This is a genomic window from Aquabacter sp. (assembly GCF_965279295.1).
Taxonomy (GTDB): Bacteria; Pseudomonadota; Alphaproteobacteria; order Rhizobiales; family Xanthobacteraceae; genus Aquabacter.
This window is the reverse complement of sequence record NZ_CBDIHQ010000016.1, coordinates 159,221-172,758: the sequence shown is the minus strand read 5'-3', so window position 1 is coordinate 172,758 and position 13,538 is coordinate 159,221. Positions and strand designations below refer to the sequence as shown.

Genomic DNA, 13,538 nt, shown 5'->3' with positions numbered 1-13,538 from the left:
CGACGGTCCTCAAAGCCTGCCCGCTCTAGAGGCGGGTCAGGCCGAATTGCGCGATGATGGCGACCATCTGGGACGCCGCCTTTTCGCGGTGCGCCCGGTAAAGCTGATTGGCCCGCACGGCATCGCCGGCGAGGATGGCATCCACCACCTCGCGGTGCTCGCGGGTGGAATCCAGCGGCTTGGGACGCAGGCGCAGGGTGAACATGCGGGCGCGGTGGGACTGCTCCCACACACCCATCACCATGGCGGCGAGCCGGCGGTTGCCGCACAATTCCACCAGCGAACGATGGAAGCGTTCATCCGCCTTCGCCCATGCGTCAAGGTCGTCGCGCGCGAGCGCCTCCGCCATCTCGTTGCACGCCGCCACCAGGGGCGCGATCTCGTCCGGCGAGGGCTTGCGCTGGGCCAAGGTCTCGGTCGCCATGAGTTCGAGGCCGACCATGATCTGGTAAATCTCGATCATGTCGCGCGGCGACAGAGGCAGCACGGTCATGCCATGGCGGGGCACCACGCGGACCAACCCCTCCTGCTCGAGGCGCACCAGCGCCTCGCGGATCGGCGTGCGGGACAGGCCCAGATCATCCGCCAGCACCTGCTCGAGGACGGCGATGCCGGGGGCGTAGTCATTGTCCAGGATGCGCTGCTTGATCTTCCCGTAAGCGACCTGCGCAGACGTCTCCCCAGCCTTGGGCGGGGCGGGAATCGGGCGCGTCTGGTTGGAAACAAGGCTCATGATGCGATAACGTATACGCTATCGTGCGCGTGGCAAGGACTAATTCTTGGGTCGCTTTACTTTCCCCGGACCAGTGACGGCGAAGCCGGAGCGCCGATCCGGGGTCCAGCGCAAAGGACCGCCGACGGCGCTTCAATTCATCTCAGCCGCCACGCGGCACGGATGTTCTATGCGCTCGTCGCGGAGTGTCGGCTTCGCCGGATTCGTGCGCTGGACCCCGGATCGGCACTCGCGCTGCGCGCTCGTTTGTCCGGGGCAAAAAGAGTGGTGAGCCATGCGCAAACAAAAACGCCCGGAGCAGCGGGCTCCGGGCGTCTTCAGATCGCGGTCTAGGAGGCGGCTACGCCCCACTCACTTCGGCAAATTGTCGGAGATCCAGTCGCTGATATAGTCGACGCCGACCTGCCGGTTGTCCATCTGGCAATGATAGGCGCTGCCGGTCTCGGCGTTAAACATCTTCAGATGCTTGCGCGGCGAGGCGATGGCCTCATAGAGCTTGCGGGCGGAGGGCGAGGGCACGACCTTGTCCTCTTCCGCGTGGACGATCAGGAACGGCTTGTCGATCTTGGCGGCCACGTCGACCAGCGAGAATGCCTTCGCCTTCTCGATCGCCTCGTCCGCCGTATCCTTGCCCATCACCCAGCGGAAATGGAAGGTGGACTGGGCGGTGGACTTGGGGTCCGCCTCCTGCTTGCGCTTGATCTCGGCCTGCCATCCCGCGAGATCCCAATGCAGCGCCGCGAAGGCGACGCCCAGCGCATAACGCTTTTCCATGGCAGCGACGCGGCCGGCATAATAGCCGCCGAAGCTGTAGCCCATGACGACCACGCGCTCGGCGTCCACATCGTCCCGCGCGGCGACCCAATCATAGGCCGCGCTGCCCGCGACTTCGTAATCATAGCGTGCCGAAAGCTCGCGCAGGCGCAGCGATTCGCCTTGCCCCGGACCATCGATGGAGAGCGTGTTCCAGCCGCGCCGGGCGAACTCGAGCCCGGCGAACAGCACGCTCATCTCCTTGCAATTGTCCATGCCGTCGAACACCACGACGGTCGGGCGCGGCCCGGTGGCGCCGGGCGCCTTCATGAACAGGCCCGGCAGCGAGCCGCCCTCGAAGGGCACCTCGACGCGCTCGATGTTGGGATAGCGGATCAGCAGGCCCTTCTGCTGAAGATCCAGCGCCTTCTGGCCGATCGACCGCTTCTGCTCGCCCGGCTCGACGAACCGCTCTGCCGTGAACCAATACATGCCGGCGCGCAGGTAATAATTGCCGGCGGTGAGGGTGTGACCGGCGGCCTCGGCTTCATCGCCATAGGCTTCGATCTTCGCGCCCATGGCGCTCCATTCCTGGCGCCACGCGTCGGGCTCGGCCTGGCGCACGCGCAGCTTCTCGCACACCTCGTCGATCTCCGACATGGAGACGGCATTATACTGCGCCATGCCCTTGGTGATCAGGGTGGCGTTCGACCACACCATGTTGCCGGGGAAAGTCTGGGTCCAGGGGCCAAGCGTCGACATCAATTACTCCTTAAAAAAATCAGGCCGCTGCCAGCTTGGCTTCCAGTTCGCCGAGATCGAGCACCCAGCCAAGACGGCGCTGGATGTTGGAAAGGGCGAAGCTGTGAAGGTCATTGCCATAGGCGGAGGCAACGCAATCGGAAATCACCACGGCGCGATAGCCGCGATTGTAGGCGCCGAAGGTGGTGGAGAGCACGCAGGTGTTGGTGTTGCAGCCGGCGATCAGCAGCGTGTCCTTGCCCATGGAGCGCAGCAGGCGGTCCAGCGGCGTGCCCTCGAACCCGTCGAACGTGCGCTTGCCGTCGATGATGAGATCGGTGGGCTCCAGATTGAAGCCGTCGATGAACTCGGCCTCTTTCGATCCCGGGCTCTTGTGGCGCTTGAAGTCGCTTTTCTGGCCGGGAGAGAAGGATTCCTTCAGCTCGATCATCGCCTTCTCGAACGGATGGGTGCCGAGCAGGCTTTTCTCGAACACGGTCGTCAGGTGGATGATGTCCAACCCATACTCGCGGCCGAGCCCGATCAGCTTGTTGGTGCCGGCGATGACGCGGGAGCATTCCGGCTCCGGCACCGGCAGCGATGCCAGCGCCGGTTCAAGATTGCCGCGCTGGCAATCGATGGTGAGCACCACGGTCCGCTCACGGTCGAGCTTCAGCGCGTCACGCATGCGCGTGATCATGGAGGAGCGATCCATCAGCGTGGCCATTGAGTGTCTCCAGGTCAGATAAGGGTCAGAAGCCGTAGAGGCGTGCGGGATTGTGGACGAGCACCTTCTCGCGGACGCTCTCGTTCGGCACCCAAGTGCTCAACAGGTCCGTGATCGCCCCGTCATTGGGCATTGGGATGGACCAGGACACCTTCACATGCGGCCAGTCCGTGCCCCAGACAAGCTGGTCCGGCGCCGCATCGACCAGCGCATGGGCGAAAACATCCACGTCCGAATGCGGCATGTCCTGCGCGGAGATGCGATAGCCGCCGGTGAGCTTCGCCCACGCCTTGCCATCGCGCATCAGCCGCATGAGTCCCTGGAAGCCGGGATCACGGGTGCCGAGCTTGGTCGGGACATAGCCGAGATGGCCGACCACGATGTCGGTCGGGAAGTCCGCGAAGGCCTGGTCCATGTCCGGGAATTCGTTGACGTGCATGAGCAGTTCGACATGCCAGCCGAGCGGCGCGACACGGCGTGCCATGTGGCGCAGACGGTCCATGGGCAGCACACCCTTGCCGTCCTTCACATCGACGATGTTGAACCGCACGCCACGCACGCCAGCGGCATGCAGCATGTCGATTTCCGCGTGCGGAACATCGTCACCGACCACCGCAACGCCCCGGAAGCTGGGGCCGGCGGCGGTGAGCGCGTCCACCAGCGCGGTGTTGTCCTCGCCATAGAAGCTCGGCTGCACCACCACGGCGCGTTCCACGCCCAGCGCGGCCAGCATCGCCCGGTAATTCGCGATATTCGCCTCCGGCGGGGGCGAATAGATGCGATCGGCAAAGCAGGGATATTGTTCAAGCGTGCCGCACACATGGGCGTGGCTGTCGCAGGACAGCGGCGGCAGCACGAAACCGGGCTTGCGGGTGGCCAGATCAGGAGGCGCGGCGAACGGGGCCGCGTCTCCAACAGGTGTCGTCGTCATATGGCTCACTCGCTCAATTGAGGGTGATGTTCGAGGTCTTCGCGACGGCCTTCCACTTCGCCAATTCCGCATCAAGGAACACCTTGGCTTCAGCCGGGGTGCTCGCAACGGTCTCGGCGCCGAGGTTGTTCAGCTTTTCCTGGACTGCCGGATCGGCCAGCACCTGGATCAGCGTCTTGGCAAGCTTGTCGATGATCGGCTTGGGCGTACCGGAGGGCGCCAGCACCATGTGCCAGGACGAGGCGATGAGGTCCGGCATGCCAGCTTCGGCCGAAGTCGGCACGTCGGGCAGGGACGCGGAACGCTTGGGCGCCGTCACCACCAGCACTCGCAGAGAGCCGGCCTTCACCTGGGGCAGGAAGGTGATGGGATAGAACACCATCTGGATGCCGCCGGAGATGATATCCGGCAGCGCCTGGGCGACGCCCTTGTAAGGGACGTGAACGATATCGATGTTGGCCTGCGACTTGAACAATTCGCCGGCGAGATGAACGCCGGAGCCGATGCCCGTGGAGGCATAATTGAGCTTGCCGGGATTCTTCTTGGCGTAGTCGATGACGTCCTGGAGCGACTGGAACGGCTGCGTGGCGCCGACATACAGGAAGAAGGGAACGTTCGCGACTTGCGAAATCGGCGTGAGATCCTTGCTCATGTCGTAGGAGACACGCGGATTGATGGCGGGGATGATGGCAAGGCCGCCAACATTGCCCATCAGGATGGTGTAGCCATCCGGTGCCGCCTTGGCGACGTTCTCCGTACCGATCATGCCGCCGGCACCGGGCCGGTTGTCGACAATGATGTTCTGGCCAAGCAGCCGGCCCCAAGGCTCCGAGACAGTGCGCGCCACGGCGTCCAGCGACTCGCCGGGAGGAAACGGCACCACCAGCCGGATCGGCTTGTTGGGATAATCGGCCTGTGCCGCAGCCTCGCCGGAAACGCCGCAGAGGGCGGCGGCGATAAGCGTTGCGGATGCCAAAATACGCGACAGGAACGGGGCGCGGGTGTGCACGGTGCGGCTGATCATGTTCGTTTCCCCAAGTGTTGTTCGAACCGGCATTTTTGCCGGTGTGTCGTTGTCGGCCGGCGGCTCTGCCGTGCGGCCGTTGGCGTCAACGGGCGGCGAAATCGATACGCTTGGAATGGCCTTCCGACAACTTTCCGTCGAGGGCATCGCGCATCCAGTCGGCGACGTGCAGGTAGAAGTCCGGCAGGCGCCCGCCGAACGTGTGGGTCTCGTTCTCGTAGACCCACAATTCCTTCGGGCAGGACAGTTCCTCGAACAGGTCCTCGCCATCCTCCAGCGGGCAGAGTTCGTCGAACTCGCCCATCACCAGCAGCGTCGGGCACTTGATGTCGGCGGCGACCGGGCTGAGCAGCATCTGGTCGGTCATGGCGTCGAACTCATCCTCGTCGTGGATGTTCGACATGTACATGTAGTTCGCGCGGTAAGCCGGCTTGGAGTGCTTGAAGATGGTGTCCTTCTGGCCGTACACGCCCATGGCGCCCACCAGTGCCTTGATGCGCTTGTCGTGGGCAGCCATGCGCGGCGCCCAATAGCTGCCCATGCTCCAGCCGTAGGTGCCGATGCGGGTCGCATCGATGCCCGGGGTCTTCTCCAGGAAGTCGATGGCGGCAGAGCCGGCGCGCTCGAAATTGTCCAGCGTCACCCAGGTCTCGCGGGTGTTGCTCTCGCCCTGCCCCGGTCCGTCGATGGTCAGGGTGGCAATGCCGCGGCGCCGGAAATGATTGTGGTACGGGCTCGGCATGTATTCCTTGATGGTGTCCATGCCGGGCACCACGATCACGCAGGGCGCGTTCTCCACGCCGGGCACGGTCTGGAGAATGGCGGGAATGGTCTTACCGTTCTCGAACGGAATTTCGACACGCTTGACCGGGGCCTCGTCGAAATACTCCGTGAACTTGGTATAGCAGTGGATCATACGCTCGTAGAGCGCCAGCTTTCGCGGGGTGTTGGCATGTATCACGCCGCAGGCCGGTCCGTAATAAAGCGCGGCGCGATAATAAAACTCGGCGGCGCTCTGGAGGTGACCCTTCGCCTCGGCCTCGCGCGCCAGATCTTCCTCCTGGCGGGCGGTGCGCACCCATTCCTTGACCACCATGCCGGGAAGCTTGATGCGCTCGGTGGTGCGTTTGACATCAGCGGGGCGGAAGCCCCATTCCACGAACATAACCGCCCGGAAGCCGAACACGTCGAGGACCTTATAGAATTCCTCGTTGACCCACTTCTGGCTTTTTCGGCTGCGATCCGACATTGGTATTCCTTGGGCGTCCTGAGGGCGTTCCGCGACTTTCTTTCTAGAAAGTCCTTATTTTACAAAATCCTATAGTCCGTGCGGGCTGAGCACGCGCTCCAGCCAAGCCTGATCGATCCGGCCGGTAGCGATCTCCGCCTTGATGGCGTTTTCCATCTCTGCGGTCTTGCGGGCGGCGGCGATCAAGCCATCCGCCTGCGCCTGGGGGAAGGTGACGACGCCGTCTGCATCGCCCACCACCACGTCACCTGGCATAACGACCTGCCCACCGACCGTGACCGGCACGTTGATCTCGCCGGGCCCATGCTTGTAGGGGCCGCGATGGGACACGGCGCGAGCATAGCAGGGAAAATCGATCTCATAGAAAACCGCGCGGTCTCGGATCGCCGCGTCGATCACGAAACCGGTGCAGCCGCGCTGTTGCGCGTACAGCATCATCAGTTCGCCGACCAGCGCATTGGTGGCCGAGGATGCCCCATCGACCACCAGCACACAGCCCGGAACCATCAAGGTCAAGGCCTTGTAAAGCAACAGATTATCGCCGGGGGAGGTACGCACTGTCACCGCCGTTCCAACGAGTTTTGCCGCGCGATTGATCCGCGTCAGGCCGCAAACGCCGGAAAAGCGCATGAGGTTGTCGGAAAGCTGCGAGGTCGGGATATCGCGCAACGCATCCAGCACCGCCTGCGAGGCGGGCGGCGGCATCGGATTGATCGTGAAGGCTGGCGGCATCCCCTAGCCGATCTATTTTTCAGTTTTTCGTTCACGCCAGTGTTGAATTTTGGATTGGAAAAAAAAAGCGATTTTTTGTTATTCCTTATGATCTCTAAATTCGATCAATCCAGAGCGCGGAAAATCGATCATGATGACGTTCAAACAATTGGAGGCGCTGTATTGGATCGACCATCTCGGTGGCTTCGCCGCGGCAGCCCGACACCTCCACACCACGCAGTCGGCGATTTCCAAGCGCATCCAGGAGCTTGAAGCGACGTTCGCCACGCAATTGTTCGACCGCAGCAAGCGCGGGGCGTGGCTGACCGAATCCGGCGAACAGATGCTGGAATTGGCAAAAGACCTTTTGGAACAACGTGATGCCGCCATGGAGCGGTTCTCACGATTGGAAATGATCCGCCGCCAGGTGCGCATCGGCGTCACCGAATTGACCGCCCTCACCTGGCTGCCACGCCTAATCGCGGCGATCCGCGAACGCTATTCCGGCCTGTCCATCGAGCCCGATGTGGACCTCAGCACCAACCTGCGGGACAAACTGCTGGCGGGGGAACTCGACCTCGCAATCGTGCCGGAAACGCTCAAGGATCCGCGCGTCACCTGGACCAAGCTGGGCGGCGTCGAGAACGTATGGATGTGCAAGCCGGGTCTGATCCAGTCCGAAAAACCGATGCGGCTTCAAGAGCTTGAGCGTTATACATTGCTGACCCACGCGGAAAAATCCGGCACCGGGCTGCTCTATGACCGCTGGCTGCGCGACCAGGGGGTCAACCCGGCCCACACCATCCGCACCAACAGCCTCGTGGCGCTGATCGGCATGACGGTTTCGGGCCTTGGGGTGAGCTATCTCCCCCGCACTTGCGTGAGCTGGCTGATCGACACAGGCATGCTGGAGGTGGTTAACACGCGCCGCCCGCCGCCGGACGTGAATTACATCGCGCTGCGCCGTGCCGGCTCGGAAAGCGCCCTCGTGGACGCGCTTATCGCGCTCGCGAAGGAGCACTGCAATTTCTCACGCATGTTCCAGACCACGGCCTGAACACTTCGTCACACCGGATTTATTCTTGATATCGGCCGTTGACGTCCTTCCGCGTCCGGCTTACACCTTGCGCCGTCGCGGACTTGAGTTTCGCGCGCCATAATCCGGCGCCTTTCCTGCCATCACGCGTCGATCATCACCCATAGAACCCGCGAAGCGGGCCAGACGAGGACATCCCATGGATCTCGGATTGAACGGCAAGGTCGCGCTTGTGCTTGGCGCGGGCGGTGGGCTTGGGAGCGCCATCGCGGCGGGTCTTGCGCGCGAGGGGGCGAAGGTCGCGCTCGGCGACATCGACGCGGCGGCGCTCGCGCGCACCGCGGACACCATCACCAAGGCCGGCGGCACCGCCCTCGTGCTGCCCTGGGACCTCTCCGATCTCGCGGCCATCGAGACCAATTTCGCCCTGATCGAGGACACGCTCGGCGGCGTCGATGTGCTGGTGAACAACACCGGCGGTCCGCCCCCCACCCCCGCGAGCGGCCAGTCGCCGGAACTCTGGACCAAGAGCTTCCAGCAGATGGTGCTGTCGGTGATCTCCGTCACCGACCGGGCGCTCCCCGGCATGCGGGCGAAGAAGTGGGGCCGGATCGTCACCTCGACCTCCTCGGGCGTGGTGGCGCCGATCCCCAATCTCGGCGTCTCCAACGCGCTGCGCCTGTCGCTGGTGGGCTGGTCCAAGACCCTGGCGCGCGAAGTGGCGCGCGACGGCATCACCGCCAACATCGTCCTGCCCGGCCGCATCGCAACCGACCGTATCAAGTTCCTCGACGAGCAGAAGGCCAAGCGGGAAAACCGCACGGTGGAAGCGGTCTCCACCGAGAGCACCGGCTCGATCCCCGTCGGCCGCTATGGCGACCCGAGCGAATATGCCGACGTGGTCGCTTTCCTCGCCAGCGCCCGCGCCTCCTATCTCACCGGCTCCGTCATCCGCGTGGATGGCGGGCTGATCGCCAGCATCTGACGGAGGCCGGCATGGCTCGTCTCGACATCACCGCCAGCGGCCTGTTCCCGATCGCCCCGACGCCGTTCCTGGCGGACGGGCGGATCGACCAGGCTTCCATCGACACGCTCATGGAGCGCTACATCGCAGCGGGGGCCACCGGCGTCACGGTGCTCGGCATCATGGGCGAGGCGCCCAAGCTCGAGCCGGAGGAATCCCTCGACATCGCCGCGCGCTTCGTCACCGGCATGGCGGGGCTGCCGGTGATCGTCGGCGTCTCGGCGCCGGGCTTTGCCGCCATGCGCTCGCTCGCCCATCAGGTGATGGACAAGGGCGCGGCGGGGGTGATGATCGCCCCGGTCCCGAGCCTGCGCACCGACGACCAGATCCTGACCTATTACCGTCAGGCGATCGAGGCGATCGGCACGGATATTCCGTTCGTGATCCAGGATTATCCGCTCACCCTCTCGGTGCAGATGACGCCGAAGGTGATCCGGCAGATCGTCCAGGATCACCCGTCCTGCGTGATGCTGAAGCACGAGGACTGGCCGGGCCTGGACAAGATCTCGGCGCTGCGCGGCTTCCAGGGGGACGGGTCGATGCGGCCGATCTCGATCCTCACCGGCAATGGCGGGCTGTTCCTCGACTTCGAGATGGAGCGCGGGGCGGACGGCGCCATGACCGGCTACGCCTTCCCCGAACTGCTGGCGGACGTCGTGAGATTGCAGAAGGCCGGGAACCGCGATGCCGCGCACGACCTGTTCGACGCCCACCTACCGCTGCTGCGCTATGAGCAGCAGCAGGGCGTCGGCCTGTCGGTGCGCAAATACGTGCTGATGAAGCGCGGCTTCATCGCCTCCGACGCCCAGCGCAAGCCCGGCGGCGCCCTCAACGCCGCCGCCCGCGCCGAAGTCGACTACCTCCTCAAGCGCCTCGCCCGCACGGACACGCGCGCGGACGTGTGACGTAGGAGCCTCCCGCTCCGTTTGATTCCCTCTCCCGCTTGCGGGGGAGGGTCAGGGAGGGGGAATTGCTGAGAGATGGCCGGGCGCTGAGCTTCTTCCGAGGCTCCCGGCCCCCTCCCCAGCCCTCCCCCGCAAGCGGGAGAGGGAGTGCAGGGTGCGTGTTGAGGGGGCAAGGCGCTAGATGCGGAGGAGGCGGCTCAACCCAGCGCAGCCTCATAGACCTCCGGCTTGAAGCCCACGAGGAGCCGGCCGCCCAGGTCGAGCACAGGGCGCTTGATCATTGAGGGCTGTGCCTGCATCAGCGCCAGCGCCTTTGCCTCGTTGATATCCGCCCGCTCCGCGTCCGGCAGCTTGCGGAAGGTGGTTCCCGCGCGGTTGAGCAGGGTTTCCCACCCCACCGCCTTCGCCCAGGCTGCAAGGTGCGCCCGGTCGATGCCCTGCGTCTTGTAGTCGTGGAAGGCATAGGCGACAGAGTGCGCGTCGAGCCAGGCGCGCGCCTTCTTCATCGTGTCGCAGGTCTTGATGCCATAGATGGTGATCGTGCCAGCCATGATGCTCGTCTTTATGCCTCAGTTGGGGTTGGGGACCGTCTTGCGCGTGGCGGTGAGCGCCTCGATCGCCGCGCGGATCGGCCCGAACGGACCATATTTCTGCTGCGCGGGCGAGAAGCCGTCGGCATAGGGTCCATAGGGCGTGTCGACCGGCTTCAGCAGCAAATCAGGGAAATCGCGGTCCAGGCCCGCCCGCACCGGGCGCGACTGGGAGAGGACATAGGCCGCCACGTCCCACGCCTCTTCCGGCGATAGGCTCGGCATCAGCCAGTCGGTGCCGGCCGGCATGTTATTGTGGATGAAATTGGCGGCGGTGATGAGCCGGTTCATGCCAGCCCCATCATTGAAACTGTCTGAGCCCCACAGGGGCGGCGCGCTGTAGCCGAACGATGCGTCGGCGGAATTGCGCCGCACCCCCTCCCCCATCCGGCCGTGGCAGTCCGCGCATTTGGCGCCGTACAGCGCCGCGCCCTTCGCGGGGTCCGCCGGACGGTCGAGTTCCGGCATCGCGCCCGCGCCACCACCGGCGATCCGCGCGTCATCGGGAACATGGGTGGAGAGCAGCTTCAGATAGGCAACGAGCGCCTGCATGGGTTTTGCGTCCGGCGGCATAGGCCGCCCATTCATGGAGCGCGTCATGCAGGCATTCAGGCGGTCCTCCAGCGTTGCCTGCCCGCCGCGTCGATTGCTGTAGGCGGGATAATCGGCCGATGCCGCCACCAGAGGCAGACCGAATTTCTTGAGGCCGGCGCTGAGATGGCAGTCGGCGCAGGCCAGATTGTTGCCGGCGAAGCGCAGCGCCGGATCGGGCGCATCCGGCCCGATATGGGCGGAGGTCGCGGCGATGATCGAGCGGCCGAAGCGTGCGAGGCGACCGACCTCATCGTCCGGCAGCATGTCCACCTGGGGCACGTCCCACACCGCTATACGCTCGCCCTGGGGCTGTGCCGGTGCGGAAACCGGGAAACCCGCCACCAGCCCGCCCAGCAGCGCCAGCACCCGCCACGCCCGCATCATCACGCTCTCCCCCGGCGCCCAGCCGCGCCATTATTGCATTTGCGGGCCTTGGCGGTTATAAGCCCGCCTTCGCTTGGCATGCGCCCCCCTGGAGGCGTGCCGTGCGAAAGCCACACGGCCGCAATTGCGGCCGTTGGCCATTCTAGAACCCTTTAGAATTAGGACCAGTGCCATGACCGCCATCAAAGAATTGAAGGCTGTGGCGCGCCCGCGGGCCGGCAAGGGGGCCGCCCGTGAAGAGCGCCGCGCCGGACGCGTGCCCGCCGTAATCTACGGTGAAAAGCAGGATCCCATCACGATCTCGCTTGAGCACAAGGAAATCACCCGGACGATCTATGCCGGCCACTTCCTGACCACCCTGTTCAACATCGAAGTCGACGGCAAGCGCCACCGCGTGATCCCCCGCGACTACCAGCTTGATCCGGTGAAGGATCTGCCGCTGCACGTGGACTTCCTGCGGGTGTCCGCCGGCGCCCACGTCACGGTCGACGTGCCGGTGCATTTCGTGAACCAGGACAAGTCCCCGGGCCTGAAGAGCGGCGGCACGCTGAACATCGTGCAGCACGCCATCACCCTGGACGCCCCTGCGGAATCGATCCCGGAATATATTAGCGTCGACTTGACCGGCCTTGAGATCGGCGACAGCGTTCATCTTTCTGCGGTCCAACTGCCGGAAGGCGTGGTGTCCGAGCTTGCCGGTGACGCCACACTCGCGACCGTGGTCGCGCCGTCGGGCCTGAAGGAAGCCGAGGATGACGAAGCGGCCGCTGCCGCTGCGGCTGCGGCTTCGGCTGCTCCCGCCAAGTCCTGAAGCTGATTTCGCGCCGGAGGGACCCGTGCTCCTGTTCGCAGGCCTGGGCAATCCCGGCGCGAAATATGCCGGCAACCGGCACAATATCGGCTTCATGGCGGTGGATGCTCTCGTCCGCCGCCATCGCCTTACCCCCTGGCGCCGACGCTTCCAGGGTGCGGTGAGCGAAGGCGAGATCGCCGGCGAAAAAGTGCTGGTTCTCTGCCCCGAAACCTTCATGAACGAAAGCGGGCGCGCCGTAGCGGAAGCCATGCGCTTCTACAAGATCCCGCTGGAGAAGGTTTTCGTCTTTCACGATGAGCTTGACCTGCCACCCGCAAAAATCCGCGTGAAGACGGGCGGCGGCAACGCCGGCCACAATGGCCTGCGCTCCATTACCGCGCATTGCGGCAATGAGTATGGGCGGGTGCGGCTCGGCATTGGTCATCCCGGCGACAAGAGCCTCGTCCACGCTTACGTGCTGAACGATTTCGCCAAGAGCGAAAAGCCCTGGGTGGAAGCGGTGTGCACCGCGTGCGCCGACTTTGCGGGCCTGTTTGCCGAGGGAAAGCCCGAGGAGTTTCAGAACCGCGCGCACCTGTTCCTGGAGGCCCAGGGCTTCGGTGCGCAGGCGGCCGGCTGAACCGGGCTTGACGGAAAGGGGGCGGCCATGAAGAACGTGACCATCACCGTGACGGAGGATCTCCTGGCGCGGGCGCGAATGGCGGCGGCGCGCGAGGGCGTGAGCCTGTCGAAATTCGTCGCCGAGCAATTGTCGCGCGCACTGGGCGGTCAGGCTGACCCGCTCGAACCGTTTGACCGCTGGCTCGCCGGCCCGGGCTGGGGCGTCGCGCCCGCCCCCGCCGTGCCGCCGAAGCGTGAGGAGACCCATGAGCCTGCGATGCTTCGTGGACGCGCCGATCCTGATCTATCTCCAGGATCGCGCGGAGGCCCGCAAGCGGGCGATGGCCCGGCATAGCCTGCGCTCCATCCGTCGCAACGGCGAACTGGTGGTGAGCCCGGCTGTTATCGCCGACGTCTACGGCCTGGCGCGGCGCCGTTTTCCGCAGGTGCCCGGCGACACCGTCCGCGCCTTCATGGGCGATCTCATGCCCGCTTGCCGGTCCGCCGGCGCGGGAGACTTGCTGGACCGGGCCTTTCGCATTGAGGACCGGCTTGCCCTGTCTTGGGGCTGCTGCCTGACGTTCGCTGCGGCCACCGCCGCAGACTGCCGCTTCCTGGTGAGCGAGGATTTCGAGGATGGCCTCGCGATCGAGCGCACCACGGTCATCAACCCCTTTGTGACGGACATCGAAACCGTCTTCTCATCGCTGAAAGATCGCTGA

Annotated in this window: 16 protein-coding genes; 7 read left to right on the top strand and 9 right to left on the bottom strand. The window is 64.8% G+C overall.

Annotated features, from left to right (window positions below; genetic code table 11):
• Nucleotides 1-25 precede the first annotated feature (25 nt).
• The 7 genes from ADADO0_RS13235 to ADADO0_RS13205 form a co-directional block, all read right to left on the bottom strand.
• Nucleotides 26-733, bottom strand: a complete 708-nt coding sequence (locus tag ADADO0_RS13235; RefSeq protein ID WP_511305618.1) for a GntR family transcriptional regulator — start codon at nt 731-733, stop codon at nt 26-28.
• A gap of 351 nt (nt 734-1,084) precedes the next feature.
• Nucleotides 1,085-2,248 (bottom strand): alpha/beta hydrolase family protein, encoded by a 1,164-nt coding sequence (locus ADADO0_RS13230; protein ID WP_511305617.1) that lies wholly within the window; start codon nt 2,246-2,248, stop codon nt 1,085-1,087.
• Nucleotides 2,249-2,267: 19 nt separating this feature from the next.
• The gene (locus tag ADADO0_RS13225; RefSeq protein WP_511305616.1) at nt 2,268-2,954 is read right to left on the bottom strand and encodes a cysteine hydrolase family protein; all 687 of its coding nucleotides are present in this window, start codon (nt 2,952-2,954) and stop codon (nt 2,268-2,270) included.
• A 25-nt stretch (nt 2,955-2,979) separates the two neighbouring features.
• Nucleotides 2,980-3,885 (bottom strand): amidohydrolase family protein, encoded by a 906-nt coding sequence (locus ADADO0_RS13220; RefSeq protein ID WP_511305615.1) that lies wholly within the window; start codon nt 3,883-3,885, stop codon nt 2,980-2,982.
• Nucleotides 3,886-3,898: 13 nt separating this feature from the next.
• Entirely contained in the window at nt 3,899-4,909 is a 1,011-nt protein-coding gene (locus ADADO0_RS13215) for a Bug family tripartite tricarboxylate transporter substrate binding protein (RefSeq protein WP_511305614.1), read from the bottom strand.
• 85 nt (nt 4,910-4,994) lie between these two features.
• Nucleotides 4,995-6,158, bottom strand: coding sequence for an alpha/beta hydrolase family protein (locus ADADO0_RS13210; protein ID WP_511305613.1), 1,164 nt, complete (start codon nt 6,156-6,158; stop codon nt 4,995-4,997).
• 69 nt (nt 6,159-6,227) lie between these two features.
• A complete protein-coding gene (locus ADADO0_RS13205) occupies nt 6,228-6,890 on the bottom strand; it encodes an RraA family protein (protein ID WP_511305612.1) in 663 nt (220 codons plus the stop codon).
• Between the two features lie 130 nt (nt 6,891-7,020).
• Here ADADO0_RS13205 and ADADO0_RS13200 point away from each other — a divergent pair, with 130 nt between their 5' ends.
• The 3 genes from ADADO0_RS13200 (at nt 7,021) to ADADO0_RS13190 (ending at nt 9,834) form a co-directional block, all read left to right on the top strand.
• A complete protein-coding gene (locus tag ADADO0_RS13200; protein WP_511305611.1) occupies nt 7,021-7,926 on the top strand; it encodes a LysR family transcriptional regulator in 906 nt (301 codons plus the stop codon).
• Between the two features lie 178 nt (nt 7,927-8,104).
• Entirely contained in the window at nt 8,105-8,890 is a 786-nt protein-coding gene (locus ADADO0_RS13195; protein ID WP_511304226.1) for an SDR family oxidoreductase, read from the top strand.
• An 11-nt stretch (nt 8,891-8,901) separates the two neighbouring features.
• Nucleotides 8,902-9,834, top strand: coding sequence for a dihydrodipicolinate synthase family protein (locus ADADO0_RS13190; RefSeq protein WP_511304227.1), 933 nt, complete (start codon nt 8,902-8,904; stop codon nt 9,832-9,834).
• A 197-nt stretch (nt 9,835-10,031) separates the two neighbouring features.
• Here the strand turns inward: ADADO0_RS13190 and ADADO0_RS13185 are convergent, their stop codons facing one another.
• Both ADADO0_RS13185 and ADADO0_RS13180 read right to left on the bottom strand, forming a co-directional pair.
• Nucleotides 10,032-10,385 carry an ArsC family reductase gene (locus tag ADADO0_RS13185; protein WP_511305610.1) on the bottom strand — a complete coding sequence of 118 codons (354 nt, stop codon included), beginning with the start codon at nt 10,383-10,385 and terminating at the stop codon, nt 10,032-10,034.
• A gap of 18 nt (nt 10,386-10,403) precedes the next feature.
• Entirely contained in the window at nt 10,404-11,402 is a 999-nt protein-coding gene (locus tag ADADO0_RS13180; RefSeq protein WP_511305609.1) for a c-type cytochrome, read from the bottom strand.
• A gap of 172 nt (nt 11,403-11,574) precedes the next feature.
• On the opposite strand from ADADO0_RS13180, the gene ADADO0_RS13175 reads away from it, so the two are divergent.
• Genes ADADO0_RS13175 through ADADO0_RS13160 form a run of 4 tightly spaced genes read left to right on the top strand, consistent with a single transcriptional unit; the run spans nt 11,575 to nt 13,538 of the window.
• The gene (locus ADADO0_RS13175) at nt 11,575-12,213 is read left to right on the top strand and encodes a 50S ribosomal protein L25/general stress protein Ctc (protein WP_511305608.1); all 639 of its coding nucleotides are present in this window, start codon (nt 11,575-11,577) and stop codon (nt 12,211-12,213) included.
• A gap of 25 nt (nt 12,214-12,238) precedes the next feature.
• Nucleotides 12,239-12,835, top strand: a complete 597-nt coding sequence (gene pth, locus ADADO0_RS13170; RefSeq protein WP_511305906.1) for an aminoacyl-tRNA hydrolase — start codon at nt 12,239-12,241, stop codon at nt 12,833-12,835.
• A 27-nt stretch (nt 12,836-12,862) separates the two neighbouring features.
• A complete protein-coding gene (locus tag ADADO0_RS13165) occupies nt 12,863-13,171 on the top strand; it encodes a hypothetical protein (RefSeq protein ID WP_511305607.1) in 309 nt (102 codons plus the stop codon).
• Entirely contained in the window at nt 13,083-13,538 is a 456-nt protein-coding gene (locus ADADO0_RS13160; RefSeq protein WP_511305606.1) for a PIN domain-containing protein, read from the top strand. The genes ADADO0_RS13165 and ADADO0_RS13160 overlap by 89 nt, the downstream gene beginning before the upstream one ends.